Source organism: Aeromicrobium sp. YIM 150415, from assembly GCF_016918125.1.
GTDB lineage: Bacteria > Actinomycetota > Actinomycetes > Propionibacteriales > Nocardioidaceae > Aeromicrobium > Aeromicrobium piscarium.
Genome location: NZ_JAERWM010000026.1, coordinates 1 through 26425, shown reverse-complemented (window position 1 = coordinate 26425; position 26425 = coordinate 1). Strand labels below are relative to the sequence as shown.

The following is a 26425-nucleotide window of genomic DNA, read 5'->3' as shown; positions in this document are numbered from 1 at the left end:
CCCGCCGCGACCGGACCCGCCCATCACTGACATCGACATCACGCGCAACACCGATCCGTGGTCCCCCATGAACACCCTTGCTGACCTCGATATCCATACCGAAAGCCTGCCGCCACCACCTCGTCGAAGACCCCATCCCCGCCCCAACCGCAAACGCCGCAGACGACAGACCATAACCCTCTAAACACACCAACTCATAGAACCGCCGACGCGTCTGCACCGAATGCCTCACAACAACTCCTCATCAAAGATGTTGCTTCGACCGATTGAGACCGCCGGCGTCGAGAGGTGCCTAGGTCACCGTCCATCACGGCCGAGAGGTGTCTATCTCACCGCTCACGTGCGGGACGCGCCTCAGCCCACGAAAGAACCAGCTGCGTCGTCAGCCGGTGAAGGGCGGTCGTGTGTCCAGGGCGACCGAGCGGCGGCCGGCCCAGCGCCAGATCCGCGCGACGGCGTCCCGGTCGTCCTCGGTGACCAGGTTGCCCATGACGCGCAGCGCGATCGTCATGAGCACGTGACTGCGCATGCCGATCGGTCCGAGTGCGGGCAGCAGCCCGGGCACCGTGATGAGTCCGGCGAGCCTCCGGGCGATGGAGAACGCCTCGCCGTAGCGCGAGGTGAGCAGAGCCGGCCACGTGGTGTGCGGGTCATCGCCGAGGACGAGTATCTCGGCGGCCTCGCGGCCGGTCTCCAGGCCGTAGTCGATGCCCTCGCCGTTGAGGGGGTTGACGCAGCCGGCCGCGTCGCCGACGAGCATCCAGTTCGGTCCGGCGACCCCTGAGACCGCGCCGCCCATCGGCAGCAGCGCCGAGGTCGGCAGCCGTAGCTCGGCGCCGAGATCCCATTCCTGGCGACGGAGCCCCGCGTAGTACTCCATCAACGGGCGGATCTGCAGACTCGCCGGACGCTTGGACGTCGCGAGCGCTCCGACACCGAGATTCACCTCGCCGTCGCCCAACGGGAAGATCCACCCGTAACCGGGAAGGAGTTCGTGGTCCTCGCCGCGCAGCTCGAGATGCGAGGAGATCCAGGGGTCGTCGGAGTGACCGGACTTGACGTAGCTGCGTCCGGCGATGCCATAGGCCGTCTCCCGGTGCCACTCCCGGCCGAGGACGCGGCCGAGCGGTGAGCGCACGCCGTCGGCGACGATGACACGACGGCAGGCCACGGTGTGCTCGGTCTTGTCCGGACCGACCCGGAAGACGACGCCGTCGACCGCGCCGGCCGACCAGGTCACATCCACCGCGCGGGCGTTCTCCAGGGGGCGGGCACCTGCGTCCACCGCGGCACGGAAGATGCGATCGTCCAGCTCGGTGCGTGGGACGGCGGACCCGTGGTCGGGCAGCGAGCCTCCCGGCCACGGGAGGAGGAGCTGCTGACCGAAGCCGTTGGCGCGCAGGCCCCGGTTGACGGTGTGCCCGCGGACCCAGTCGCCGAGACCCAGCCGGTCGAGCTCGGCGATCGCGCGAGGCGTCAGGCCGTCACCGCAGGTCTTGTCGCGGGGGAAGCTGGCGGCGTCGGCGAGCACGACATCGAGTCCCAGGCGCGCGGCCCAGGCCGCCGCCGCGGACCCGGCCGGTCCGGCGCCGACGACGAGCACATCGGTGGAGGCGGGCAGCGTCATGGCCTCATTCTCCCATCCGCCGCCAGCCCCCGCGTGGGCGGTGAGGAGGCGTCCGTTCCGCGCTCGCGGCGGTGAGGAGGCGTCCGTATCTCCGATCGGATGGACGTTGTCTCACCGCCCGCCGGTTCAGTAGGTCGGCTCGCGGCGCTTCAGTTGGCCGATCACGGTCAGCGTGAGGGGCAGCACGATGATCTCGACCAGCACCTTGAAGACCACGCCGACGATGAAGTAGTTGAGGAAGACGCCGAAGGAGGTGATGCCGATGGCGGTGGCGGCGATGGCGCAGAAGATCAGGGTATCGGCGGTCTCGCCGACTCCCGTCGAGGCGATCAGGCGGGCGACGAGCCCGCGCTCGGCGGTGCGCTGCTTCAACTTCACGAGCACCCAGGCGTTGAGGAACTGACCGACGAGGTACCCGGCGAGGCTCGCGACGACGATCTGTCCGACCGGTCCGGCGACTGCCTCGAAGGCTGCCTGGTTCTCATAGAAGGAGGCGGCGGGCGCGTGTTGGACGAGCCAGAAGGTCACGGCCGTGAGGATCGCCATCGCGAAACCGACGATGATCGCCCGGCGGGCGGCCTTGAAGCCGTAGACCTCGCTGATGACGTCGCCGAGGATGTACGCGACCGGGAATAGGATCGCGCCGCCGTCGGTGACGATGGGCCACAGCTGGACGGCGCCGATCGAGAACTCGCCCGAGCCGATCTCGATGCCCTTCGTGGCGGCGATATTCGAGACCACGAGCACCACGCAGAACATGGCGATCGCGATGTCGAAATAGGAGGAACCGCGCGAGGCGAAGCGCACGGCAGGTTGTGGCGAGGTTGCCTGCGGGGTCATGCCGCCGCCTGCCGGGAAGACCGACGATGGGCAGGCATCGGCATGACGTACCTGATGATTCGCTCGCTGCGCTCGCTCATGATGGACTCGATCCTCTCACGGCCCGTAGAAGCGGCCGAGGGTGTCGGCCTTGAAGTCGTGATAGCTGCCGTCGTCGATCGAGGCGCGGATGTCGTCGACGAGCTTGACCATGAAGCGCTCGTTGTGGATCGTGCACAGGGTCGCGCTGAGCATCTCATTGGTCTTGAAGAGGTGGTGCAGGTACGCCTTGGTGTAGTGCGCGCAGGTGTAGCAGTCGCAGGCATCGTCGATGGGGGAGAAGTCGCGGCGGGAGGCGGCCACATTGAGGTTGTAGCGACCACGGCGGGTGTAGACCCGCGAGGAGCGGGCGACACGTGACGGCGTGACGCAGTCGAAGGTGTCCGCGCCGTTCTCGATCCCCTCGAAGAAGTCGTCGGGCTCGCCGATGCCGAGCAGGTGGCGAGGCTTGTCCTCGGGCAGCTCGTCGACGACCCAGCGGCAGATCGTGCCGAGATTCTCCTTCTCGATCGCACCGCCGATGCCGAAGCCGTCGAAGGGCAGGCCGGCCAGGTCACGGGCGGCCTTGCGGCGCAGATCCTCGTACTGCGCGCCCTGGACGACCCCGAAGAGCGCCTGATAGGGCTTGTCGGCGCGTTCGCGGGTGAGGCGTTCGTGCTCGGCGACGCACCGCTCGGCCCACGCCTGGGTTCGCGCGAGCGCCTCTTCCTGATAGCCGCGGGTGTTCATGAGCGTCGTCAGCTCGTCGAAGGCGAAGATGATGTCCGCGCCGAGCTGGTGCTGGATGCGCATCGAGATCTCGGGGGTGAACCGGTGCCGGGAGCCGTCCAAGTGGCTCTTGAAGGTCACGCCGTCCTCGTCGACGTGGGCGAGGCGCTCCTTGCCCTTGGCGATCACGTCGTCGCGCTCCACGCGGGTGCTGTCCATCGACAGGGTCTTCTTGAAGCCGACGCCCAGGCTCATCACCTGGAAGCCTCCCGAGTCGGTGAAGGTCGGCCCGGGCCAGTTCATGAACCGCCCGAGCCCGCCGGCCTCGTCGACGATATCGGCGCCGGGCTGGAGGTAGAGATGGTAGGCATTGGCGAGCAGCGCCTGCGCGCCCAGCTCGGCCATGGTCTCGGGGAGCACCGACTTGACGGTCGCGCGGGTGCCGACGGGGATGAACGCGGGTGTGCGGATCCGGCCGTGCGGGGTGGTGATGATGCCCGAACGGCCCGGGGCGTCCTCGATGCGGTGGTCGATGCTGAACACCGGCTCATTCTGCCAGCCGATGCGCGGATCCCTGGCCGTCCCCGTCGCGCCGAGTGGTGCGATCCCGTTCGCGAGTGGTGCATATGCGCCCTGGATCTCGCGTTTCGAGGGCGAATCTGCGCCACTCGCGGGCCAGGGGCATGGGGCGGTGAGTGGTGGAGCGGCGAGCGCTGGCGGGTCACCAGGGCCGTCCGGCGCCGCCGAGGGCGCCGAGCCAGCAGATGTAGCCGCAGACCGCGGCCACCACGATGAACAGCGCGTTCCAGACGACCGACGGCAGAACGGTCAGCCGGGCCAGTACGGCGGCATCACTGGACACATCGCGTCCACGCCGCCGGCTCACGGCCAGCTCGATCGTGGCGCGCAGACCGCCGAGCACGAGGAACCAGGCCACCGCGTAGCCCGCGAGGCGAGCCCACTCCGGGTCGTCGACGCGGGTCTGCAACAGCCAAATGCCGCCTCCGCAGACCAGCAGCACGAGGAGCCCGAACCAGTTCCGGATGACCAGCACCATCGCGGCCAGCACACCCAGGACGGCCCACCAGGCCCACACCTCGCGCTCGGCGAGGACCAGCAGCATCATCGACACGCCGATCAGCGGTGGAGCGGTGTAGCCGGCGAAGGCCGTCACGATCATGCCCGGCCCGTGGGGGCGACCGATCGACTCGGTGATGCCGGAGGTGTCGCGATGGAGCCTGATCGCACGGACCTTACGTCCGGTAGCCAGGGCCACCGCGGCGTGGCCGGCCTCGTGCACCAACGTGACGACGTGACGTGTCATCCGCCACGCCGGTGGCACGAGGACGGCCAGCACAGCGACCGCCGCGCCGATCCACACCGGATCGGGCACGGACTCAGTCGCTCGGACGATCGACGAGCTCGACGCGGGTCGCGTCGCGGTCGCTGGCCCCCATCGCCGCCGCCATGCGGTGATGCACGGCCCCCTCGCGATGGCGGCTCTGGCGGTCGAGGGTCAGGCCGAGGGCCGTCTGCGCCCACGCGCTCGTCGGCTCCAGCTCGACGAGGCGCCGGAAGGCGTCCTCGGCCGGCTTGAGCAGGGCGGCGGCGAACTGGGCGCGTCCGTACAGCTCCCATGCGGCCGCATTGCCGGGCTCCGCCTCCAGCACAGGCACGAGCACTCGCCCCGCCTCGCGCGGGAAGCGCGAGTCGAGCAGTTCCTCGGCCAGCCGGAAGGCCTCGAGAAGGTCCATCGCCGCGATCATGTCGTCGGTCAACGTGGGCTTCATGTAGATGGTCACAGCGCCTCCTTCGGTCGCACCGGTCCCAACGTCATTCGGCGGGCGCTGATTCCCCGCCCTCATTGGGCTGTGCCGGCTGCGTGGGGGCCTCGGTGGTGGGAGCCGCGGTCGTCGGTGCGGTGGCGGACGGAGCCTGCGTCGTCGGAGCGCTCTCGGTGGGCGCGGTGGACGTCGGATCCGCGGACGGATCCGTGTCGTCCTGTCCCGGCTCCGGGGTGCGCTCGCCACCACCGCCGGAGGAGCTGACCGGCACGATGGTGGGATTCGAGGAATTGCCGTAGGACTTGCCCGTGGACACCTCGTAGACACCGATGATGACGACGGCGGCGAGCAGCGCCGCTCCGCTGGCGAGGGCGATCGAGCGCCAGTTGAGGCGCTGCAGCCGCTCCTTCCAGGAGACCGAGTCCGTCTGTGCGGTCACGACCTCGCTGCCGTGCTCGCCCGCGGCCGAGTCATCGCTCGCGCTCTCGACCACGCTGCCCTGTTCGGTCAGCAGCGTCTTACTGCGCTGGACACCGCGCTCCAGGCTCGAACGGTAGAGCGCGGTGGCGATACCGGCGACGATGCTGCCGACCGCGGCGCCGATGAGCGTCCCGGCGACTCCGAGCCAGGAGGCCATCCAGGCGGACGTCATCGCGGCGAGCGCACCGGCCACGAGCTGCAGACCGGAGAGATCGGCAAGGGGTCCTGTGCGAGGCATGCTCTCGATGCTACCGAGCGGTACCGCTGGAGCTAAGTGACGCCGATGACACTCCCGGGGCGCCCTCGTGGTGTCGGCCGAGTTCTGTCGGCGATGCTCGTTATCGTCGAGACATGCGATTCGTGGCCACTGCCGACTGGCAGCTCGGCATGCCCGGATCGTTCCTGCCCGATGAGGCCCGCGCGCGGTTCGCGCAGGCCCGGATCGACGTAGTGCGGCGCATCGGCGAGGTCGCGGCGGAGCAGCAGGCGGATTTCGTCGTGGTGGCCGGGGATGTCTTCGACTCCAATCAGCTGCACCGTTCGGTGGTGGCGCGGGCCTTCGACGCCCTCGCCGACTGGTCGGTGCCGGTCTACCTCCTGCCCGGCAACCACGACTGCCTCGACGCCGCCTCGATCTATCGCTCCGCGGAGTTCACCGGAGCGGTCCCCGACGGTGTCCAGGTGCTGGACGCGCCCGGAGTCTATCCGGTGACCTCGGAGGTGGAGCTGGTGGCGGCGCCGTGGTTCGGCAAGCGACCGCTCACCGACCTGGTCGCCGACGTGCTCGCCGATCTCCCCGAGTCCTCCGGCCGTCGCCGGGTGCTCGTCGGTCACGGGGGTCTGCTCGGCATCGACCGGGACGACCCGGCCGCGATCGATCTCTCGACCCTGACAGGAGCGCTGGCCGACCGCCGCATCGATGTCGCCATCCTGGGAGACCGCCACTCCACCACCGAGGCCGGCGATCGTCTCTGGTATCCCGGGGCCCCGGAGGTGACGCGGCATCGCGAGACGGACCCGGGCCAGGTGCTGGTGGTGGATCTGGACGAGCGCACCGGCGGTGTCGAGGTCGCGCCGGTACGGGTCGGCCGGTGGACCTTCCTCACCCACGGGGCGCCGCTGAACGGCGATGCTGACCTCGACGACCTGGAGCGCGACCTGGACCGCGTGCCGGACAAGCACCTCACCGTCGTGCGGTTGACGCTGACCGGCACGTTGACGATCCCGCAGCGCGCGAGACTGGACGATCTGCTGGAGCGTGCGGCCGACCGATTCGCCCACATCTTCGTCTGGCAGCGGCGCAGCGAAGTGGCCGTTCGTGGCGAGGCGGCCGATTTCGCTGAGCTGGGGCTCACGGGCTTCGCCGCGGAAGCCGTGGCCGAGCTCACCGAGGAGCTGAGCGGCCCGGAGGCCGAGGAGGCGGCGGACGCCCTCGGACTCCTCTACCGGCTCACCGGTGCCGCGGAGGTGAGCCGATGAGGCTGCTCCGCATGCGGCTCGAGCACTTCGCCGGCATCGACGGGCCCTTGGACGTCGACTTCGCCGAGCAAGGGATCACCCTCATCGAGGGCCCCAACGAGACCGGCAAGTCCTCGATCGTGGACGCCCTACGACTCGTCCGCGATTTCAAGGCCTCCTCGCAGGCCGCTGAGGTGCGCGCCGTACGGCCCACCCACGTCCAGGCCGATCCTTCCGTCGAGATCGAGTTGCGCACCGGGCCCTACCACCTCACGTACGCCAAGACCTTCGCCCGGAAGGGCACCACGCAGCTGACCGTGCATGCGCCCGTGGCTGAGAGCCTCACCGGCGATGCCGCCCACGATCGCGCCACGGCGATCTTCGCCGAGACCACCGACCTCGCGCTGTGGTCGGCGCTGCAGGCGACCCAGGGGGAGCCGCTCGCGCAACCGGTGCTCGCCGCGCTGGTGCCCCTGCACAGCGCCTTGGCGTCCATCGGCGGCGAGGATGCCGTGGGCGGCCACGATGAGCTGATGCAACGAGTCGAGGCCGAGTACCTGACCTACTACACCCCGACCGGCCGGCCGACGGGCGAGCACGCCAGGCTGGCCGGGGAGCTGGCCGAGGCCGAGGCCCGGGCGAGCGAGGCGGAGGGCGCCCTCGCCGACATCGCCCGCCTCGCCGAGAGCCATGAGCGTCTCGTTCTGCGCCGCGAGGAGCTGACCGGCTCCATCGTCACGCAGCGTAAGGAGGTCACCACGCTCACCGAGCGGTGTGCCGAGCTGGACCAGCTGCGCCAGGAGCTGCAGGAGGCTCAGCGCATCGCCGAGGGGGCCGGCCAGACACTGGCCATCCGGCAGGAGGCCGCCGAGCGCCGGGCGCAGCTCGTCGCCGAGCTCGACGAGGCCGATCGAGCCCGCCGCGAGGCCGAGCTCGAACAGGCCGAGGCCGCGACCGCGGTGGAGGAGCACGAGGCACAGGCGGGGCCGGAGGACCCAGACACCGCCATCGACGCCGCCAGGGCGGAACTCGATCGAGCGACGGTCGAGCAGGAGCGTGCTCGCGCCCAGCGGGAGCTGGAGCAGGCGTTGCGGCGTCTCGGCGAGGCGCGCGCGGCGCACACGGCTCGGGAGGAAGCCCGCGCTGCTCTCCGCGACAATGCGGTCGACGAGGAGGCCGTCCAGCGCCTCCAGGACGACCACCTGCGCTGGCAGACGGCGGCCGCTCGCAGCGCCGCCGCTGCTCCGACGGTGACCCTCGAGCGATTGGGCGATCAGCCCGTGCTGCTCGACGGGCAGGAGAGCGAGGTCCACGAGCATCCTGTGGTCCGGCCGGTAGTCGTCGAGGTGCCGGGCGCCGCACGGGTCACGATCAGCCCGCCTGCGCCGCTGGCCGACGAGGTCGCCGAGGGTGATCGTCTGCGCCGTGAGTACCACCGTGCCTGTGAGGCTCTGGGGGTCGCCGACCTGGAGGAGGCGCGGACCCTCGCACGGCTGCGCTCGGAGCAGGAGCGGATCCTGGCCGACAGTACGGCCGAGCTGCGGCGGGCGCTCGGTGAGGACGAATCGCTGGCCCAGCTGGAGGAGCGGGTCGAGCACTGCAGGGAACGCGTCGGCGCGGGTGAGCCACCCGACCCGGAGACCGCGGCCCAGCGGCACCGGACCGCCGCAGACGCCTATCAGCGCGTGGTGAACGCGGCCGAGGAGTCGCGGGCCGAGCGCCGCCGAGCCTTCGAAGTCGGTCAGCAGCTGCGCGAGCGGCGGGCGCGCGCCGGCACCGCTGCCGAGCACGTGTGCGCCCGCGCCGAACGTGCCGTCGCCGCTTTGGCCGCCGACCGCGCCCAGGCCGATGACGCGACCGTCGCTGCCGCGGTCGAGGAGGCTCGAGAGGCCTCGACCCGGGCGATCGCCGCGGTAGCACGGGTCGAGGGCGTGCTCAGTGAGCGCGGCGCCGACGAACTCGCCTCCGAGGTCGATGCCCGCACCGACGCCCTGGAGACCGCCGAGCGTCGACTACGCGAGCTGGACAATGAGATCATCGCCGTGGAGGCCACCCTGGAGGTCCGTGGCGGCGAAGGTCTGCAGGACGCAGCCAACCGCGCCGCCGAGGCAGTCGCCGATCTGCGTCGGCGCTGGATATCGGTCGACACCCGTGCTCGCGCCGCGCGTCGCCTGCAGCAGACCTTGACCGATCACGCCCACCGCGCACGCCGCCGCTATGTCGGACCTTTCCGCACTGCCATCGCCGAGCTCGGGCGGACCGTCTTCGGCTCCGGCTTCGATGTCGAGATCGGCGAGGATCTGAGCATCCTGACCCGCACCCTCGACGGCCGGACGGTCCCCTTCGTCTCTCTGTCCGGGGGTGCCAAGGAACAGCTCGGCGTCCTCGGACGGGTCGCCACGGCCCGGCTGGTGGGCGGCGACGGTGCGCCGGTGATCCTCGATGACATCCTCGGCTATGCCGATCCGCTGCGCCGCCAGCGCGTGCTGGCGATGCTGCGTCAGGTCGCGCGCGAGGGTCAGGTGCAGATCATCGTGCTCACCTGCGAGCCGAGCCGCTTCGACCTCCTGGTCCCCGACGTCTCCCGACGCCTGGAGTAGAGAGTCGGGGAGTCACTGCGCCAGCGGCGCGCACTGGCCGACGGCGTTGCGGCCGATCTGATTGCCGTACCCGAAAACGCCGGGCTTCACGCCGACACAGGTGAGGTTCCGGTCGATCCGGTTGCGCACCACGAAGAGGTCGTTGGCTCCGCTGCCGGAGGCGTCGTCGGTGCCCGTGAAGGTCAGACCCGTCAGGGTGACATTGCCGGCGATGGTGTTGAAGTTGATGCCGAGCCAGTCGGTGGTCACGCCGGTCATCGTGAGGTTTCCGCCGATGGTGGAGTTCTTGACCGTCCAGGGCACGGGCGAGCCGCCGCCGGTCACGGTGACGTTCTTGTCGACGTCGATGCCGTTGAGCATGACCGCGAAGGGAGCGTTGAGCGTGACATTGCCGCCGACCGCGATATCGGAGCGGCCCTGCGGATTCTCCGCGCACGGATGGGCGGAGTTCCCCGTGTCCGCCGGCGACTGGCAGCCGAGACCGACGAAGGACCCCTTCGCCGCGGTGACATTGCCCTTTACGGTGACGGTGGCCGGGGCGCTCTGGGCATCCAGTGCCGCGCCGGCGAGGACCGTCACATTGCCGGAGACCCGCACCACGGCGTCGGCCGCCACACGGCAGTCGCCCTTCACCGTGAGGCTCGAGTACGAGCCCGAGGCGATGGCGCCGCCGGAGCAGACATAGGGCGCCGGACTGGGCGCGGCCGTCGCTGCTGGGAGGGTGATGAAGGTGAGGGAGCCGGCGGCTGCCACGGTCCCGAGGATTTTCTGCCAGGTGTTCATGGTCCTGCCCTTTCAGCTCCGCCGAACGGCACGATTCGTCTGGGGACGAGCCGGGTGCGGTGATCTGAAAGGGAACGTACTCCGACCCGCTCGGCGCGACAATCGTCACACCGGGCGGGGGACCGGGCGGGGGAATCAGGGGAGGGGACCCCGTTAGGGGACGAGTCGGGTGACAGAACCCGTTGTGGGTCAGCCCAGGGCTTGCTCGATATCGGCGAGGAGGTCGCGTTGGTCCTCGATGCCGACCGACAGCCGCACGAGGTCGTCGGGAACCTCCAGCGCCGATCCGGCGGTCGAGGCATGGGTCATGGCCCCGGGATGTTCGATGAGCGACTCGATACCGCCGAGGCTCTCGGCCAGCGTGAAGATCCGCGTCCGCGAGCAGAAGTCCAGCGCCGCCGCACGGCCACCGGCGAGCCGGACCGAGATCATGCCGCCGTAGCGACGCATCTGCCGCCGTGCCGCCTCGTGCCCCGGATGATCAGGGAGCCCGGGGTAGAGCACCTGGCTCACTGCGGCGTGTCCGAGCAGCAGATCGACGATCGCCTCGGCGTTGTCGCAGTGCCGATCCATTCGCAAGGCGAGCGTCTTGGCGCCACGCATCGTCAGATAGGCGTCGAACGGCCCCGGCACGCCGCCGGCACCGTTCTGCAGGAAGGCGAAACCGGAGTCCAGCTCCTGGTCATCGGTGACCAGGGCACCGCCGACGACATCGGAGTGACCGCCGATGTACTTGGTGGTCGAGTGCAGCACGATATCGGCGCCCAGGGAGAGCGGCTGCTGCAGATAGGGGGAGGCGAAGGTGTTGTCCACCACGAGCCGGATGCCGGCGGATCGGGTGACCTCGGCGATCGCCGAGATGTCGCCGATGTTGAGCAGCGGATTGGTGGGCGTCTCGATCCAGACCGCCTTGGTGTCCGTCGTGATGGCGGCGCGCACGGCGTCGACGTCGTTGACGGCCACCGGGGTGTAGGTGACGCCCCACTGCGTGAAGACCTTGTCGATCAACCGGAAGGTGCCGCCGTACGCGTCATCGGGGATGACCAGGTGGTCACCGGGCTTCAACAGCGTGCGCAGTGCGGTGTCGGTGGCGGCCATGCCGGAGCTGAAGCCGCGCCCGTATCGCCCGTTCTCCAGGGAAGCGAGGTTCGCCTCGAGCGCCGCACGGGTGGGATTGCCCGTGCGGGCGTACTCGTACCCGCCGCGCATGCCGCCGACCCCGTCCTGGGCGAAGGTCGAGCTGGCATAGATCGGCACATTGACGGCGCCGTTCTCGGCATTCGGCTCATAGCCGGCGTGGATCGCCCGGGTCGCGAAGCCGTGCCCGGTGTTGTTGGTTCCCTCGTTGTGCTCGCTCATACGTGTGCTCCCAACAGGTCGAGGCGGGTGAGGACGCCGAGAGGGGTGCCCTCGTCGATGACGAGCAGCGCGTCCCGCTCGCTCAGGGCGGACAGCCCCGCGGTGAGGTCCTCGCCGGCACCGATGAGGGGCAGCGAGGGTTCCATGTGATCGGCGACCGCATCGGTCAGCTGGGCGCGACCCTCGAAGACGGCGCTGACGAGCTCCCGCTCGCTCACGCTGCCGGCAACCTCGCCGATGACGATCGGCGGCTCCGGTCCGACCACGGGCATCTGGGAGACGCCGTACTCGCGCATGATCTCGATCGCATCGCGCACGGTCTCCGAAGGATGCGTGTGAACGAGGGCGGGGATGCTTCCGGACTTGCGACGCAGGATGTCGCCGATCGACGTCTGCGTGCTCTCCCCGCTCAGCGGCGTGCGCAGGAAGCCGTAGGAGGCCATCCAGTCGTCATTGAAGATCTTGGTGAGGTAGCCACGGCCGCCGTCGGGCAGCAGCACGACCACGATGTCGTCGGGGCCGGCCTTCTCGGCGACGCGGATCGCCGCGACGACCGCCATGCCGCAGGAGCCGCCGACGAGCAGCCCTTCTTCGCGGGCCAGGCGGCGGGTCATCTCGAAGGAATCGGCATCGGAGACCGCGATGATCTCATCGGGCACCGAGGGATCGTAGGCCGTGGGCCAGAAATCCTCGCCCACGCCTTCCACGAGATAGGGACGGCCCGTGCCGCCGGAGTACACCGAGCCGACGGGATCGGCACCGATGACCTTGATGGCCGGGTTCTGTTCCTTCAGATAGCGTCCGGCGCCGGTGATCGTGCCGCCTGTGCCGACGCCGGCGACGAAGTGGGTGACGCGGCCGTCGGTGTCGTCCCAGATCTCCGGGCCGGTGGTCTCGTAGTGCGAGGCCGGGCCGGCCGGATTCGAGTACTGATCGGGCTTCCAGGCACCCTCGGTCTCGCGGACCAGCCGATCGGAGACCGAGTAGTAGGAGTCGGGGTGCTCGGGTGGCACCGCGGTGGGGCAGACGACGACCTCCGCGCCGTATGCGCGAAGGACATTGCGCTTGTCCTCGCTCACCTTGTCGGGGCAGACGAACACGCAGTGATAGCCGCGTTGTTGCGCGACGAGGGCGAGCCCGACTCCGGTGTTGCCCGAGGTGGGCTCGACGATCGTGCCACCCGGCTGCAGCGCCCCGCTCGCCTCGGCCTCGTCGACCATCTTGACGGCGATCCGGTCCTTGGCGCTCCCGCCCGGGTTCAGGTACTCGATCTTGGCGGCGATGGTGGCGCCACCGGTGGGGGAGACGGAGTTGAGTCGGACCAGGGGAGTGCCCCCGATGAGGTCGACGACGTGGTCTGCGATGGGCATACCACCATTGTGTCAGCCTCGTGGTCCGTCCGGTCCGGGGTCAGGACCGCAGCGGCCGTCCGTACTCGTCGGTCGGACGGCCGACGAGGATGAGGATGCCGTCGATGAACGGCCACAGTGCCCCGATGCCACAGGTGACGAGGGTGACGACGAGCTGGATCACACCCAGGCTCACATCGCCCATGTACATCCGGCCGATGCCGAGCGGGACGAGGATCTGCAGCAGTCCGGCGATGATCTTGGACCGCTCCGAGTAAGGGGCGCCCGTCGAGGGCTCACGCCCGTACGGTGCGTCCGGTGACGGCCCCCACCAGCCCGGTCCGCCGGGACCGGGCTGGTGGGGAGGAGGTGGATAGGACATCAGACGACCGCTCCATCGCCCCGGCCGTTGTCGATCGCCGAGTACGGGTCGACGGCACGCTTCTGCGCGTCCTTCTCGGGATTGAAGGGGAACCGCTCCTCCAACAGCACCGCGAGTGAGGTGGCCGTGAAGATCGTCGACAGCACGCCCAAGGACAGGCCGATGATGATCGCCAAGGAGAAGTCGGTGAGCGAGTCACCGCCGATCGCGGCCAGCGCCCCGAGGATGAACAACGCGCTCAGGGTGGTGTTGATCGTACGGGGGATGGTTTGCAGCACCGCGTCGTTGACGAGTTGTCGCAGATTCGGCTGGGCTCTCAGGCCGGTGTTCTCGCGGATGCGGTCGAAGACGACGATGGTGTCGTTGACCACCAGTCCGATGATCGACAGGATCGCGGCGAGGAAGACGCTGTCGATCGTCTTGCCCCACCAGGCGAAGATGCCCACCACCATGAGCACGACGGAGGCCATGGAGATCTGCGCGGCGAGGGCCCAGGTCCAGCGGAACCGCCAGCCCAGGTAGACCAGCTGGGCGGCCACCGCGATCGCGAAGGCGAGCAGCGCCTTGTTGCGCAGTTCGGTGCCGAGGCTCGGGCCGACCTGTTCGTCGCGGATCTGTTCGACGTCCCCGCCGACGGAGACGACGGCGTCGCGGATCTGGCCGACCTGCTCGTCGTCGACATCCTCCGTGCGGACCGTGATGTTCTCACCGCCGCCGTCGCTGGAGGACTCCTGCACGACTGCGTTCGGGAAGCCGGCATCGCTGACGGCTTCGCGCACGGTCTCGGCGTCGACCGTCTGTGTCGTGGAGTACTCGATGATGCGACCGCCGGTGAAGTCGACGCCGAGGTTCAGCCCCTTGCCGAAGACGCCGACGAGTGCCACCATCGCGATGCCCGCCGTGACGACGATCCAGACGCCGGCGCGCTTGACGATGAAGGGGCCACGCTCGTTGATGAACGCGCGAACCCGGCCGGTTCCGGCGATGCCGCTGATTCGCGGACGCTTGGTCACGAAACGCCGCCGGACGGCCCATTCGGCGAGGACGCGTGCCACCACGAGGGCGGAGATCATCGAGGCGAGGACACCGATCGTCAGCGTCACACCGAAGCCGCGGACGGATCCGGTCGCCAGGAAGAACAGCAGCATCGCGGCGAGGATGGTGGTGATATTGGAGTCGATGATCGCCGACCAAGCCTTGTTGAAGCCCGTGGTGAGCGCCGGACTGAGGCCGGCCTTGGGGTGTTCCTCGTACTCCTCCCGCGCTCGTTCGTAGACGAGGACATTCGCGTCGATCGCCAGGCCGATGGCGAGCACGAAGCCTGCCAGCCCGGGCAGGGTCAGGGTGGCACCGAGCCACACGAGGATGCCGTAGGCGATGAGTGTGTAGGTGCCCAGCGCGAGGGTGGCCATGAAGCCGACGAGGCGATACACGAAGACGATGAACAGTGCGGTCAGGGCGAGGCCGATGATCGCGGCAGTGACCGAGGCGTCGATCGCGGCGGCGCCGAGGGTCGGGCCGATGGTGCGCTGCTCGATGGTGTCGACCGGGACGGGCAGAGCGCCGCCCTTGATCAGCACGGCGAGGTCGTCAGCCTCGGACTGGGAGAAGTCACCGGTGATGCTCGTGCTGCTGCCGCCCCCGGACTGGCACAGGCTGGGTTGGATCTGCGGGGCCGAGATGATGCCGTCGTCCAGGACGATGGCGATACGCTGACCGCCGGCGGTGTTGGCACACGCGGACTGCACGAGCTGGCCCCATGGCCCGCGGCCCTCGCCGCTGAAGTCGACATTCACGACCCACTGACCGATGCCGCCCTCGGGCTGTGCGGCGGTCGCGTCGCTGATGCCGTTGCCGTCGAAGGCGACCGGGCTCAGCAACAGCTCCTGGCCTGATTCGTCGGGCAGAACCGTCTGTCCTTCCTCCGGCTCGATGCCCTCGGTGGCGGGGGAGACGACCTCGCGGAACTCCAAGGTGGCGGTCTGACCGATGACCTCGGCGGCCTGCTCGGGGTCTTGGACGCCTGGGAGCTCGACGATGATGCGGTTCTCGCCGGAGCGGGCGAGGGTGGGCTCGGAGACGCCCAGGGCGTCGACACGGCCGCGGATGACCTCCAGGGCCCGGTCGGTGGCGTCGCTGTCGGCATCGACGCGGTCGGTGGATTGGGCCTCGAGGACGATCTGCGTGCCGCCACGCAGATCGAGGCCGAGATTCGGCGGGAAGTGCCACGCCGAGAATCCGGCGAGGACGACGACGAAGAACGCGGCGACGGCGCGCCAGCGTGACGGGGTCATGGTCATGGAGAGCTTTCAGATGGGCGGGGCAGGACGGCGCGGGTTCAGCAGAACGCCGGAGGTGCTCGTCCGGCCCTGGCCCGTACCCGTCGTGCGACCTCGGCGCTGTGGTTCCCCCGCGACAGCAATGCCGTCGTCACCATGAGGAGCACGACCGCCGTCAGCACGGCCAACGGCAGATGGTCGGTCATGGCGGGAGCGTGATCGTCGGTGACGGTGGCCTGAGGCAGTGTCGCCCTGCTCGTCGTCGCCGTCCGGTCACCGGTCGCCACGGATGCGGCGGTGCCGCTGGTGCTCCGGGTCGGTGCGCCGGACTGGGTCAGCGCGGTGGCGCCCAGCAGTGCCACGAGGATCGCCGCGCAGCTCGCGATGATCCCCCAGACGGCGGGGCGGGTGTGACGCACTCGGCGAGTCTAACGGCCGGTGCGCCCGCGCGGGGGCGCACCGGGCGGATCCGCGTGGTCGGTCGCTAGCGTGGAGTCATGACCGCAGGGATTCTGGGAACCAGTGGGATCGATGTCAGCGTCGTGGGGCTCGGCTGCAATGCCTTCGGCGCCCGCATCGACGCCGAGCGCACGCGGCAGGTGGTCGACGCCTGCTTCGAGCAGGGCGTGACCTTCTTCGACACGGCCGATGTCTATGGCCTCGGCCAGAGCGAGGAGCTGCTGGGGCGGGCGCTGGGCAGCCGTCGCGATGACGTGGTGGTGGCGACCAAGTTCGGCATGGACCTGCAGGGTCTCAACGGCGACGATGGCGGATCGAGGGGCCGGCCGGAGTATGTGCGACGGGCCTGTGAGGCGAGCCTGCGGCGACTCGGGACCGACGTGATCGACCTGTACCAGCTCCACACCCCGGATCCGTCGACGCCGATCGAGGAGACGCTCGGCGCGCTGGATGATCTCGTCCGCGAGGGCAAGGTGCGGGCGATCGGCTGCTCGAACTTCCAGGCGTGGCAGCTGGTGGACGCGCACTGGGTGTCGCGGACGCGCGATCTGGCCTCGTTCGCCACGGCGCAGAACGAGTACTCGCTCTACAACCGGATGGCGGAGGTGGAGCTCACGCCCGCCTGCGCGGAGCTGGGTGTGGGGCTGCTGCCCTATTTCCCGCTCGCTTACGGGCTGCTGACCGGTAAGTACCGTCGTGACACTCCGCCCGACGAGGGCACCCGGCTCGCCGAGGAGAACCAGCGCCGTCGTTATGACGCCGCTGACTGGGACACGATCGAGGCGCTCCAGAGCTTCGCGGATGCGCGGGGGATCTCGCTGCTCGACGTCGCGATCGGCGGCCTCGCCGCACAGCCGCAGGTGGCGAGTGTGATCGCGGGGGCGACCCGGCCCGAGCAGATCGCCGCCAATGTGGCGGCCGGTCGGTGGGCACCGAGCGATGCCGATCGCGAGGAGCTCGACCAGATCGGCCGTCCCCGGCACAGCTACACCACCTTCGCCCCCTGAGCAGGCCGGGCTCTCGATCTCTCCTCGGTGGTCGAGTGCGAGGAAGCGTATCGGGACCACGCTTACGTTGGTGTGATCTCGCTCCGTGACGGCTACGCCCTTCGTGTCACGGCTCCATTGGCACGTGCTCGCAGGGCTCGCCGTGCCTACTCGATCACCGATCCCTCACCTCGGTGGTCGAGTAGCCCAAGGCCTCGCTGGAGCGAGGCCACGTCACGTCGGAGTGATCTCGACCCTCGGTGGTCGAGTAGTGAAGGTCGCTCAGCGACCGGAGCGTATCGAGGCCACACCTGCGTCACGGAAAGGTGATCTCGCTCCGTGACGGCCACGCCCTTCGTGTCACGGCTCCATCGGCACGTGCTCGCAGGGCTCGCCGTGCCTACTCGATCACCGATCCCTCACCTCGGTGGTCGAGTAGTGAAGGTCGCTCAGCGACCGGAGCGTATCGAGGCCACACCTGCGTCACGTCAGAGCGATCTCGCTCCGTGACGGCTACGCCCTTCGTGTCACGGCTCCATTGGCATGTGCTCGCATGGAGCCGGCGCAATAAGGGGCGTAGCCGCGCTGGAGGCTCGCCGTGCCTACTCGATCACCGATCCCTCACCTCGGTGGTCGAGCGCGAGGGAGCGTGTCGAGGCCACCTACGTCGGTGAAGATGGTGCGCCGGGTTGGGAAGCGCCTCACGGCGCGTGGCCGCTCGTAGCGGCTTATGTTGGGACCCGGGGCTTGCCGCAACCCGGCGCAGTCACCAGCGTATCGGCCATGGGGCCATGATCAAGCGCAGCGGACGTGGTCCATCGCACGCGATGCCCGCGGTCGTCTACTGCAGGGCACCGGCGCGCTCGAGTTCGGCTGCGTGGCGCAGGTCGCGTGCGGTCTCCACCAGACGTGCCCCGCTGAGCGCGTCGCCGTCCTCGCACTGTCCGCGCCCCACGCCCACGATGTGCGCGAAGGCCGCGGCACGGTCGAGGGTGATGTCCAGATGCTCGCCGACGATGCCGCGCACGACGATGTCGACCAGCCGGACGACCTCTTCGGGGCTCGGCGGCTCCACGACCCCGGCCAGCACCTCCTGGACCGGCGCGTAGGTCTTGCCGATCGCGAACTCGTGCGCCGCCCGCACGGGTTCGCGATGCACCCAGGTGCGCAGGACGTAGAGCCGCCAGAGCGCACCGGCGAGGGAGTCGGGCGATGCGAGGGACCACAGCTCGGCGATCGTGCCGATGCCCTCGGAATCAGCCAGGTGGAGCACTCGCTCGACCAGATCGGCATCCTCGTGGTCGCGCGGGCCACGGACGAGGAGGTGCGCCACGCGGTGCCCTGCCGCGGTGACCTCGGCGGGATCGGGGCGATCATCGGGTTGCGCCTCGAACAGACCGACGCCCGGCAACGCCGGCTTATCGAAGTCCGCCATCGATGTCCTCCCTTCGGCAGGGGGACGACATTAGCCAACTGGTCAAGGCGGAATCGGAACGCCGCGACTCCGCGCCGATCTCGACGCCTGACGAGGCGTCGAGAGAGGGCAGCGTGCCGGGAGCCACCCGGACAGCCTAGTTCCCGGACATGGCGGCGGCGACAGGCGCGGCGACGATGCCCACCTGCCACGAGCGCGCTCCTTGCTCCAGGAGAGCGTCGCCGACGGACACGGCGTCGATATGCGCGGGCGGGTCCCAGGCGAGTTGACGGATGAGTCCGGGGGAGATGAGGTTCTCGCTCGGCAGATCGTGCTGCTCGGCGAGCTCGGTCACCACCGGCTTGGCCCGGGCGAGGCGTTCGGCCGCCTCGGGCCGCTTCTCGGCCCAGGCGCGCGGCGGCGGGGGACCGTCGTGGCGCTGTGAACTCGTCGGCAGATCCTTCTCGTCGAGTGCGAGGGCCTCCTCGACGGCGGCGTGCCAGTCGTCGAAGAAGCGGCGGGGGCCGCGCCCGCGCATGGCTCGGGTCTCGCGTAGCGCCGTACGAGAGGTGGGGGCCTCGGCAGCGATCTCCAGGATCGCCGAGTCGGGCAGGATGCGCCCGGGGGTGACATCGCGTGCCGCGGCGATGCGGTCGCGGGTGTACCAGAGGGAACGGACGATGGCGAGCGACCGGCGGCCCCGCGCCTTGTGGAGGCCCGACGTGCGGCGCCACGGCTCGCTGCGCTCGGGAGGACCCGTGAACGCGAGCAGCGACTCGAACTCCTCCTGCGCCCAGCCGGCCTTGTCGGTGCGTTCGAGGTCCGCCTCGACCATCGCGCGCAGCTCGACGAGGACCTCGACGTCGAGGGCGGCGTATTCCAGCCACGGCTCGGGCAGCGGGCGCGTGGACCAGTCGGCGGCGGAGAACTCCTTGGCGAGGCTCATCTGCAGATAGTGCTCGACGAGACCGGCGAGTCCGACCCGCGGCAGGTTGAGCAGCCGCCCCGCCAGCTCGGTGTCGAAGAGCGCGGAGGGACGCAGTCCCACCTCGGCGAGGCAGGGGAGGTCCTGGGTGGCGGCGTGCAGGATCCATTCGGCATCGCCGAAGGCTTCGTCGAGGGAGGTCAGATCGTCGAAGGCGGTCGGGTCGACGAGGAAGGTGCCGGCGCCCTCGCGGCGGATCTGCACGAGGTAGGCCCGTTGGGAGTAGCGGTAGCCGGAGGCGCGCTCGGCGTCGAGCGCGACCGGTCCGTAGGCCAGGGACAGTTCTGCCACGGCGCGGGCCAGTTCGTCATCGTCGTCGATCACGTGGCCGAGCGGCTCACGCAGGCCCAGTCGCGGCAGAGCGGGCTCGGCCACGGTCTCAGGGACGTCGTCGGTCACCTGTGAGACCCCCGTCGGTCATGGGCGGTACGGCGCAGGGGGATGACCCCCGGTGTCAGCGGTGGAAGCCCGGCGAGCTCGGCCAGCAGGTGCATCCAGGCTTGTGCGTGACATCCGGCGTCGGTGTCGGGATCGGGGGACCAGGAGGCGCGGACCTCGACCTGGGCCGAGCTGCCGTCCTCGGCCATCTGGCCGAAGCTGTCGGTGCGCACGACGGTGACGCTGCCGCTCGCGGCGTGGTAGCCGGCGCCCCCGGCGTCGAGTGCGTCGGTCAGCCAGCTCCAGCCGACCTCGGTCAGCATCGGGTCCGAGGCCATCTCCGGCTCGATATCGGCCTTGGCGAAGGTCACACAGCGGAAGCTACCCTCCCAGGCCTCGTGACCCGCGGGATCGTACAGGCAGATGAAGCGGCCGGTGGCGACATCGTCCCCGGCGACCGCGAGATCGCCGCTGATCGCATAGGCGTAGGGCGCGATGCGCTGCGGCGGAGGCATCACATGGATGGTCAGCTCCGGGCGGGCATCGACGCGCATGATCTGCTCGACCGCCCGCGTGAATGCTGCGGGCGTGCCGTCGACCTCGGTTCGCGCAGCCACACCGGTGATCCTAGGTGGAAAGAGGCCGACCTGGGGTCTTCGACACGCGGCGACACCTGACAGACTCGATACCGTGACCACCTCGATGCCCGCCAGTCCGTTCCTGCAAGCCTGCCGGGGTGAGCGTCCCGCGCACACGCCCGTGTGGTTCATGCGTCAGGCGGGCCGCTCGTTGCCGGAGTATCGAGCGGTCCGTGCCGAGGTGCCGATGCTCGAATCGTGCTTCCGCACCGATCTGGTCGTGGAGATCACGATGCAGCCGGTGCGTCGCTACGGAGTCGACGCCGCGATCTTCTTCTCCGACATCGTGGTGCCGCTCAAGGCGATCGGGGTGGATCTGGACATCGTCCCGGGGACCGGTCCCGTGGTCGCCGAGCCGATCCGTTCGGCGGAGCAGCTCACCGCGCTGCGCGATCTGGAGCCCGACGATGTCGGCACCATCACCGCCGCGGTCGAGGCGCTCGTCGACGAGCTCGGGGACACGCCCCTCATCGGCTTCGCCGGTGCCCCCTTCACCTTGGCCTCCTATCTCATCGAGGGCGGCCCGTCGCGCGATCACCGGCGCACCAAGCAGCTCATGTACAGCGACCCGGACCTGTGGCACGCGCTCCTCGGACGCATCGCGCGGATCGGCGGGCAGTTCCTGCGCCTGCAGGTGCAGCACGGGGCCCGGGCGATCCAGCTCTTCGACTCGTGGGCGGGAGCGTTGTCGTTGGAGGAGTACCAGACCTTCGTGCAGCCCCACTCGGCCGCGGTGCTCGCGGAGGTCGCCGATCTCGGCGTGCCGCGCATCCACTTCGGGGTCGGCACGGGCGAGCTGCTCGGCGCCATGGGCGAGGCGGGCGCCGATGTCGTCGGTGTCGACTGGCGGGTGCCGCTCGACGCGGCGACGCGGCGCATCGGTCCTGAACGCGCCGTGCAGGGCAACCTCGATCCCACGGTGGTCTTCGCACCGACCGAGGTCGTGCACGAGCGTGCGGCCCGGGTCATCGAGGCCGGCAAGGCCGCGCCGGGTCATATCTTCAATCTGGGCCACGGCGTGCTGCCGGACACCGATCCGGACGCACTCGCGCGGCTGGTCGACTTCGTGCACGAGTATCCGGTCGGCTGATGCGCGTCGGTGTCGTCGGGGCGGGGATCGCAGGGCTGACCTGTGCTCACGCGCTGCGCGAGGCGGGCGCCGAGGTCGTGGTCTGGGAGGCCGGCGACCGTGTGGGCGGCAAGCTGCGGCTCGAGGACGTCGGGGGTCTGACCCTGGACCAGGGTGCCGAGTCGATGCTGGCCCGTCGTCCCGAGGGTCTGGAGCTGGTCGGGCGTCTCGGCCTCGGTGACCGGTTGGTGCATCCCGAGCCGGCGCCCGCGACGCTGTGGACCCGTGGTGCCCTGCGGCCGATGCCGCCGACCGTGATGGGGATTCCCTCGGATCTCGAGGCGCTGGAGGCGTCCGGGGTCCTGGAGGGGGCGGTGGAGCGCCACGACGTACCCGTGCCCGGGGATGACGTGCCGGTGGCCGACTTCGTCGCCCAGCGGGCCGGACGCGAGGTCGTCGACCGGCTCGTAGAGCCTCTTCTCGGGGGCGTCTACGCGGGGCACGCCGATCGATTGTCGTTGCGGGCCACGGCGCCGATGATCGGCGCCCTCGGGTCCGACCCGATCGGCGCCGCGATCGCGCGCCGTGCCGAACAGCTCGCCTCCGGTCCCGCGGAGCCCGTGCTCGCCGGACTCGACGGTGGCATGGGGAGTCTGTCGGTGGCGCTCGCCGAAGACCTCGACATCCGGCTGAACTCCACCGTCCGCGGAGTGCGTCGAGAGAACGACGGGGGCTGGACGCTCGTGGTCGGTCCGACGACTCGCGCCGTGCGCGAGCGGTGCGACGCACTGGTGCTGGCCGTCCCGGCGCCGGCCGCGTCGCGGCTGCTCGGTGATATCGCACCGGCGGCGTCCTTCGCGTTGGCCGGCATCGACTACGCCTCGATGGCGCTCGTCACGTTCGTGCTCGATGGCGCGGAGCTCCCCGAGGGGTCGGGCTTCCTCGTCCCTCCGGTCGACGGGCGCTCGATCAAAGCGGCGACCTTCGCCACCAACAAGTGGGCGTGGCTGGCACGCGACGCCCAGGGAGCGAGCGTCGTGCGCACCTCCCTGGGGCGTGCGGGCGACGCCACGGCACTGCAGCGCTCCGATGACGAGCTCGTGGCACTCGCGCTCGCCGATCTCGAGTCCGCGCTCGCCGGAGTCGGCACGCTCGGCACCGTCGCCGCCTCGCGCGTTCAGCGGTGGGGAGGGGGGCTTCCGCAGTACGACGTGGGCCATCAGGAGCTGGTGGCGCGGATCGAGGCCGATATCGCCTCGGTGCCCGGCCTCGCCGTCTGCGGAGCGGCCTATCACGGGGTCGGCATCCCGGCGGTGATCGCCACCGCCCACCAGGCTGCCCGCGCCATCACCACGGAAGGGACAATGAACATATGAGCGAGCGGAGCGAGCGACCTATGAGGCGCCTCATGCCGACACGGACCTATGCTGTTCTTCCTCAGGCGGTGGCGGCATGAGTGAGCGGAGCGAGCGAACAATGGGGCATCTCGTGCCGACGCCGTCCTATACTGTTCTTTCTCAGGCGGTGGCGGCATGAGCGTGCCGAACCAGGGGAAGCTGGCCAAGGAGATCAACGAGACGATCCGCTACACCATGTGGTCGGTCTTCCGACTGGAGCGTCCGCTGGGTTCGGGCGATCGCATGGCGGAGGCCGCGGAGGTCGATGAACTGGTGGCACGGCTCGCCGAGGATGACGCCGTCGTCCGCGGCGCCTATGACGTCAGCGGCATGCGTGCGGACGCCGATCTGATGATCTGGTGGCATGCGCCGACGGCCGAAGCACTGCAGGTGGCGTACAACTCCTTCCGGCGCACGGCCCTCGGCTCGCGGATGGTCCCGGTGTGGTCGCAGACGGCGCTGCACCGGCCGGCCGAGTTCAATCGTTCGCACATCCCGGCCTTCATGGCCGAGGAGGAGGTGCGCGACTGGGTCTGCGTGTATCCCTTCGTGCGGTCCTACGAGTGGTACTTGCTGCCGGAGGACGAGCGCCGGGACATGCTGCGCGAGCACGGCATGCAGGCGCGGCCGTATCCGGACGTGCGCGCCAACACGGTGGCGTCCTTCGCGCTCGGAGACTACGAGTGGATGCTGGCCTTCGAGGCCGACGAGCTGTACCGCATCGTCGATCTGATGCGCGAGCTCCGTGCCAGCCGGGCGCGTCGCCACGTGCGCGAGGAGACGCCCTTCTACACCGGCCGCAAGCGCACCTGGACCGAGCTCACCGACCTCTGGCCCTGAGTCCCCCTGCGTGATCGGTGAGCTACGCACCCCTCAAGGGTCATGAGAGGTGTCAGACGCACCGCTCCCACTGGCGAGGGGTGCGTAACTCACCGCCCCGCGGGATGAGGGGTGCGTAACTCACCGCCCAAGGATCGAGCCCAGGAGCGGTGAGCTACGCACCCCTCAAGCCAGCTTTCATCTGGGCGGTGGGTTATCCCGCACTCGAACGGTCGAAGTGCGGGATAGCTCACCGCCCGGCACTCCCCACGTCATGTCGGTCAGTCGGCCTGGAGGTCCAGGGCGATGCCGTTGATGCAGTAGCGCTGGTCGGTGGGCGTGTCGTAGCCCTCGCCGCCGAAGACGTGGCCGAGGTGCGATCCGCAGTTCGCGCAGCGGACCTCGGTGCGCAGCATGCCCATCGAGCGGTCCTCGATGTACTCCACACGATCCTCGGCGAGGGGCGCGTAGAAGGCGGGCCAGCCGCAGTGGGCGTCGAACTTGGTCTCGCTGCGGAACAGCTCGCTCCCGCAGGCGCGGCAACGGTAGATGCCGACCGTCGGGTCGGTCTCATAGGAGCTGGAGAAGGGGCGCTCGGTGCCGCCCTGGCGCAGCACGTGGAACTCGGCGGCGCTGAGCTCCTCGCGCCACTGGTCGTCGGACTTCGCGACCTCGTAGTCGCGGCTCGCGTCGGGTGCGGACATGGGGATCAGATCTCCGTCTGTGCTTCGAAGGGCAGGTGCTCGAGCAGGTGCAGCGTGGGCACGTCGAGGGAGCGTCGGGCGCGTGAGGTCCAGTCCAGCTTGAGGAACTCGCGGACGAGGTGCGGCTCGGTGAGGATGATGACCTCATCGGCCGAGGTCTCGGTCACCAGCTCCTTGAGCGCGTCGATCGGGTCGAGATCGGTGAGGCGGGCGGTCACCTGCTGACCGCGATCGCGCAGCAGCCGGGCGCTCTCGTCGAGCTCGGCCTCGCCGGCCTGGTGGAGCTCCTGATCGACGACCGCCATGGTGTCCGGTTCGGTCATGGGCACGAACTGCCCACCGCCGAGGGCGCTCATCGACGATCCGAGGACCGCCGCCGAGCTCTCGATGGGCAGCAGGAGATGGTAGGTGACATCGTCATCGACACCCTCCTGCAACGACACGATCTGATTCGCGTCCAGTTCGATCAGCTGACGTTCGATCAACAGCACCACGTTGTACATGTACCGATCCTAGTCGGCGGTGGCCGTCTCCTGCTCACGAGCGCGGAAGTCCTTCGGCTCGAGCAGCAGCGATGCGAGGACACCGCCGATCAGCGACCAGAACGGCGCCGAGATGTTGAAGACCGTGATGCCGCTCATGGCGATGATGAGGGCGAAGAAAGCTCCCAGCTGGAAGCGGCTCGCCGAGAAGCTCTCCTGGAAGGACCGCACGAGCACGCCGATCATCGCCAGACCGGCCACGGTGGCGATCAGCTCCGGCGGCAGGACGGTCACGAGGGCCACCGTCACCCCGGCGAAGATGCCGAACAGGCCGAAGATCACCCCGTTGACGATCGTGGCGACGTAACGACCCCGAGGATCCTGGCCGGCCTGGTCCGAGGAGCAGATCGCGGTCATCGGGCCGGCGATATTGGCATTGTGACCGCCGAAGATCGGGGCGAGCAGACCGCCGATGCCGCTGATGATGGTCATCATATTGAACGGCGGGTCGTACCGTTCGGCCATGAGGACGCCCATGGCCTGCGCGTTCTCGGCTCCGATGACCAGCAGCGCGAGGGGTACGGCCACCGCCAACATGGCACCGAGGTCGAAGGCGGGCATGACGAGCACCGGTGTGCTGAGTCCGATCCCGCCCTCCAGGGTGCCGAAGTCGCCGAGAATGGCCGCGACGAGCACACCGAGGGCCAGCGCGCCGAGTACCCCGGGCACACGAGGCAGGAAGCGACTCAGGACCACATAGCCGACCAGCGCCGCTCCGACGACCGCCGGTGCGGCGATGGCGGAGTCGATGATGTCGATGCCGAAGCGGATCAGCGCGCCGGCGATCATCGCCATGACGATGGGGAAGGGGATCGAGTCGGCCAGTTTGCGCACCAGGCCGCTCATGCCGATCACCAGGACGATCAGGCCGGCCATGAGGAACGCCCCGACCATCTCGGCGAAGCTGAAGTTCGGCAATGCCGCGGCCACCAGGGCCGCCCCGGGGATCGAATAGGCACCGTTGATGGGCTGCTGGTAGTAGAGCGCCATCACGATGGAGATCAGCCCGCCGAAGAAGTAGATCCCGAAGATCCACGAGGCGATGATCTCGGCGCTGAGACCGGCGGCGCTGGCTCCGCCGATGACGATCAGTGCCGGTCCGGTGCAGCCGAAGATGGCCGCGATGATCCCGGCGCCGATCGTGGCGAGATTGAGGTGGCGGGGAAGATCCCGCAGACCCGCCCGGAAGCCGGGCCCGCGTTCCAGGAGGCCCTGCCTCGCGCTCGGTTCTACCCTGTGGTCATTGTCAGATGTGGCCATGATTCCTCAGCTCTGTCGGCGGGCGCCCCGGCGGCCCCGCCCCGCACGGGGTGGCCGGGGGGGCCGCCCTGGGGCCCGGGGGGGAA

General features: G+C 69.6%; 24 protein-coding genes. 6 read left to right on the top strand and 18 right to left on the bottom strand.

Features of this window, described 5'->3' with window-relative positions; translation table 11 throughout:
- Positions 1-382 precede the first annotated feature (382 nt).
- From JL108_RS16445 to JL108_RS16420, 6 genes are all read right to left on the bottom strand, one after another.
- A complete protein-coding gene (locus tag JL108_RS16445; protein ID WP_205199243.1) occupies positions 383-1627 on the bottom strand; it encodes a geranylgeranyl reductase family protein in 1245 nt (414 codons plus the stop codon).
- Between the two features lie 126 nt (positions 1628-1753).
- Positions 1754-2467: a queuosine precursor transporter gene (locus tag JL108_RS16440; RefSeq protein ID WP_143913220.1), complete on the bottom strand. Its 714-nt coding sequence runs from the start codon at positions 2465-2467 to the stop codon at positions 1754-1756.
- A gap of 96 nt (positions 2468-2563) precedes the next feature.
- Positions 2564-3757, bottom strand: coding sequence for a tRNA guanosine(34) transglycosylase Tgt (gene tgt, locus JL108_RS16435; protein ID WP_205199242.1), 1194 nt, complete (start codon positions 3755-3757; stop codon positions 2564-2566).
- A 178-nt stretch (positions 3758-3935) separates the two neighbouring features.
- Positions 3936-4607: a M50 family metallopeptidase gene (locus JL108_RS16430; protein ID WP_205199241.1), complete on the bottom strand. Its 672-nt coding sequence runs from the start codon at positions 4605-4607 to the stop codon at positions 3936-3938.
- A gap of 4 nt (positions 4608-4611) precedes the next feature.
- Positions 4612-5016 carry a hypothetical protein gene (locus tag JL108_RS16425; protein WP_205199240.1) on the bottom strand — a complete coding sequence of 135 codons (405 nt, stop codon included), beginning with the start codon at positions 5014-5016 and terminating at the stop codon, positions 4612-4614.
- A gap of 31 nt (positions 5017-5047) precedes the next feature.
- Positions 5048-5716, bottom strand: a complete 669-nt coding sequence (locus tag JL108_RS16420; protein WP_205199239.1) for a hypothetical protein — start codon at positions 5714-5716, stop codon at positions 5048-5050.
- 113 nt (positions 5717-5829) lie between these two features.
- Here JL108_RS16420 and JL108_RS16415 point away from each other — a divergent pair, with 113 nt between their 5' ends.
- Both JL108_RS16415 and JL108_RS16410 read left to right on the top strand, forming a co-directional pair.
- On the top strand, positions 5830-6957 hold the full coding sequence (locus tag JL108_RS16415; protein ID WP_205199238.1) for a metallophosphoesterase: 1128 nt from the start codon (positions 5830-5832) through the stop codon (positions 6955-6957).
- Positions 6954-9536 (top strand): AAA family ATPase, encoded by a 2583-nt coding sequence (locus JL108_RS16410; RefSeq protein ID WP_205199237.1) that lies wholly within the window; start codon positions 6954-6956, stop codon positions 9534-9536. Before JL108_RS16415 ends, JL108_RS16410 begins: the two co-directional genes overlap by 4 nt.
- Before the next feature lie 12 nt (positions 9537-9548).
- Here the strand turns inward: JL108_RS16410 and JL108_RS16405 are convergent, their stop codons facing one another.
- The 6 genes from JL108_RS16405 to JL108_RS16380 all read right to left on the bottom strand — a co-directional run bounded on the left by JL108_RS16405 (position 9549) and on the right by JL108_RS16380 (position 16107).
- Positions 9549-10319: a hypothetical protein gene (locus JL108_RS16405; RefSeq protein ID WP_205199236.1), complete on the bottom strand. Its 771-nt coding sequence runs from the start codon at positions 10317-10319 to the stop codon at positions 9549-9551.
- A 189-nt stretch (positions 10320-10508) separates the two neighbouring features.
- On the bottom strand, positions 10509-11678 hold the full coding sequence (locus JL108_RS16400; RefSeq protein ID WP_205199235.1) for a cystathionine gamma-synthase: 1170 nt from the start codon (positions 11676-11678) through the stop codon (positions 10509-10511).
- Complete coding sequence (locus JL108_RS16395) at positions 11675-13048, bottom strand: cystathionine beta-synthase (protein WP_205199234.1); 1374 nt, start codon at positions 13046-13048, stop codon at positions 11675-11677. Before JL108_RS16395 ends, JL108_RS16400 begins: the two co-directional genes overlap by 4 nt.
- 40 nt (positions 13049-13088) lie before the next feature.
- Positions 13089-13409 (bottom strand): TM2 domain-containing protein, encoded by a 321-nt coding sequence (locus tag JL108_RS16390; RefSeq protein ID WP_143913228.1) that lies wholly within the window; start codon positions 13407-13409, stop codon positions 13089-13091.
- Positions 13409-15709: a protein translocase subunit SecD gene (secD, locus tag JL108_RS16385; RefSeq protein ID WP_205199233.1), complete on the bottom strand. Its 2301-nt coding sequence runs from the start codon at positions 15707-15709 to the stop codon at positions 13409-13411. The genes JL108_RS16390 and secD overlap by 1 nt, the downstream gene beginning before the upstream one ends.
- A 38-nt stretch (positions 15710-15747) precedes the next feature.
- The gene (locus tag JL108_RS16380; protein ID WP_205199232.1) at positions 15748-16107 is read right to left on the bottom strand and encodes a hypothetical protein; all 360 of its coding nucleotides are present in this window, start codon (positions 16105-16107) and stop codon (positions 15748-15750) included.
- Between the two features lie 78 nt (positions 16108-16185).
- On the opposite strand from JL108_RS16380, the gene JL108_RS16375 reads away from it, so the two are divergent.
- Complete coding sequence (locus JL108_RS16375; RefSeq protein ID WP_205199231.1) at positions 16186-17154, top strand: aldo/keto reductase; 969 nt, start codon at positions 16186-16188, stop codon at positions 17152-17154.
- A gap of 820 nt (positions 17155-17974) precedes the next feature.
- On the opposite strand, the gene JL108_RS16370 is transcribed toward JL108_RS16375, so the two are convergent.
- The 3 genes from JL108_RS16370 to JL108_RS16360 all read right to left on the bottom strand — a co-directional run bounded on the left by JL108_RS16370 (position 17975) and on the right by JL108_RS16360 (position 20527).
- Positions 17975-18568, bottom strand: a complete 594-nt coding sequence (locus JL108_RS16370) for a hypothetical protein (RefSeq protein ID WP_205199230.1) — start codon at positions 18566-18568, stop codon at positions 17975-17977.
- 136 nt (positions 18569-18704) lie between these two features.
- The gene (locus tag JL108_RS16365; protein ID WP_205199229.1) at positions 18705-19931 is read right to left on the bottom strand and encodes a ribonuclease D; all 1227 of its coding nucleotides are present in this window, start codon (positions 19929-19931) and stop codon (positions 18705-18707) included.
- Positions 19928-20527, bottom strand: a complete 600-nt coding sequence (locus JL108_RS16360; RefSeq protein ID WP_143913233.1) for a DUF3000 domain-containing protein — start codon at positions 20525-20527, stop codon at positions 19928-19930. Before JL108_RS16360 ends, JL108_RS16365 begins: the two co-directional genes overlap by 4 nt.
- 85 nt (positions 20528-20612) lie before the next feature.
- Here JL108_RS16360 and hemE point away from each other — a divergent pair, with 85 nt between their 5' ends.
- The 3 genes from hemE (at position 20613) to hemQ (ending at position 23854) form a co-directional block, all read left to right on the top strand.
- Entirely contained in the window at positions 20613-21638 is a 1026-nt protein-coding gene (hemE, locus tag JL108_RS16355) for a uroporphyrinogen decarboxylase (protein WP_205199227.1), read from the top strand.
- Entirely contained in the window at positions 21638-22993 is a 1356-nt protein-coding gene (gene hemG, locus JL108_RS16350; RefSeq protein ID WP_205199226.1) for a protoporphyrinogen oxidase, read from the top strand. Before hemE ends, hemG begins: the two co-directional genes overlap by 1 nt.
- Before the next feature lie 156 nt (positions 22994-23149).
- Positions 23150-23854: a hydrogen peroxide-dependent heme synthase gene (gene hemQ, locus JL108_RS16345; protein ID WP_205199225.1), complete on the top strand. Its 705-nt coding sequence runs from the start codon at positions 23150-23152 to the stop codon at positions 23852-23854.
- A 260-nt stretch (positions 23855-24114) separates the two neighbouring features.
- Here the strand turns inward: hemQ and msrB are convergent, their stop codons facing one another.
- From msrB to JL108_RS16330, 3 genes are read right to left on the bottom strand one after another with little or no spacing between them, the layout of a single operon-like run.
- A complete protein-coding gene (gene msrB, locus JL108_RS16340; RefSeq protein ID WP_143913236.1) occupies positions 24115-24537 on the bottom strand; it encodes a peptide-methionine (R)-S-oxide reductase MsrB in 423 nt (140 codons plus the stop codon).
- Positions 24538-24542: 5 nt separating this feature from the next.
- Positions 24543-25040, bottom strand: coding sequence for a hypothetical protein (locus JL108_RS16335; RefSeq protein ID WP_143913237.1), 498 nt, complete (start codon positions 25038-25040; stop codon positions 24543-24545).
- A 9-nt stretch (positions 25041-25049) separates the two neighbouring features.
- Positions 25050-26339 carry a benzoate/H(+) symporter BenE family transporter gene (locus tag JL108_RS16330; protein ID WP_205199224.1) on the bottom strand — a complete coding sequence of 430 codons (1290 nt, stop codon included), beginning with the start codon at positions 26337-26339 and terminating at the stop codon, positions 25050-25052.
- Positions 26340-26425 lie beyond the last annotated feature (86 nt).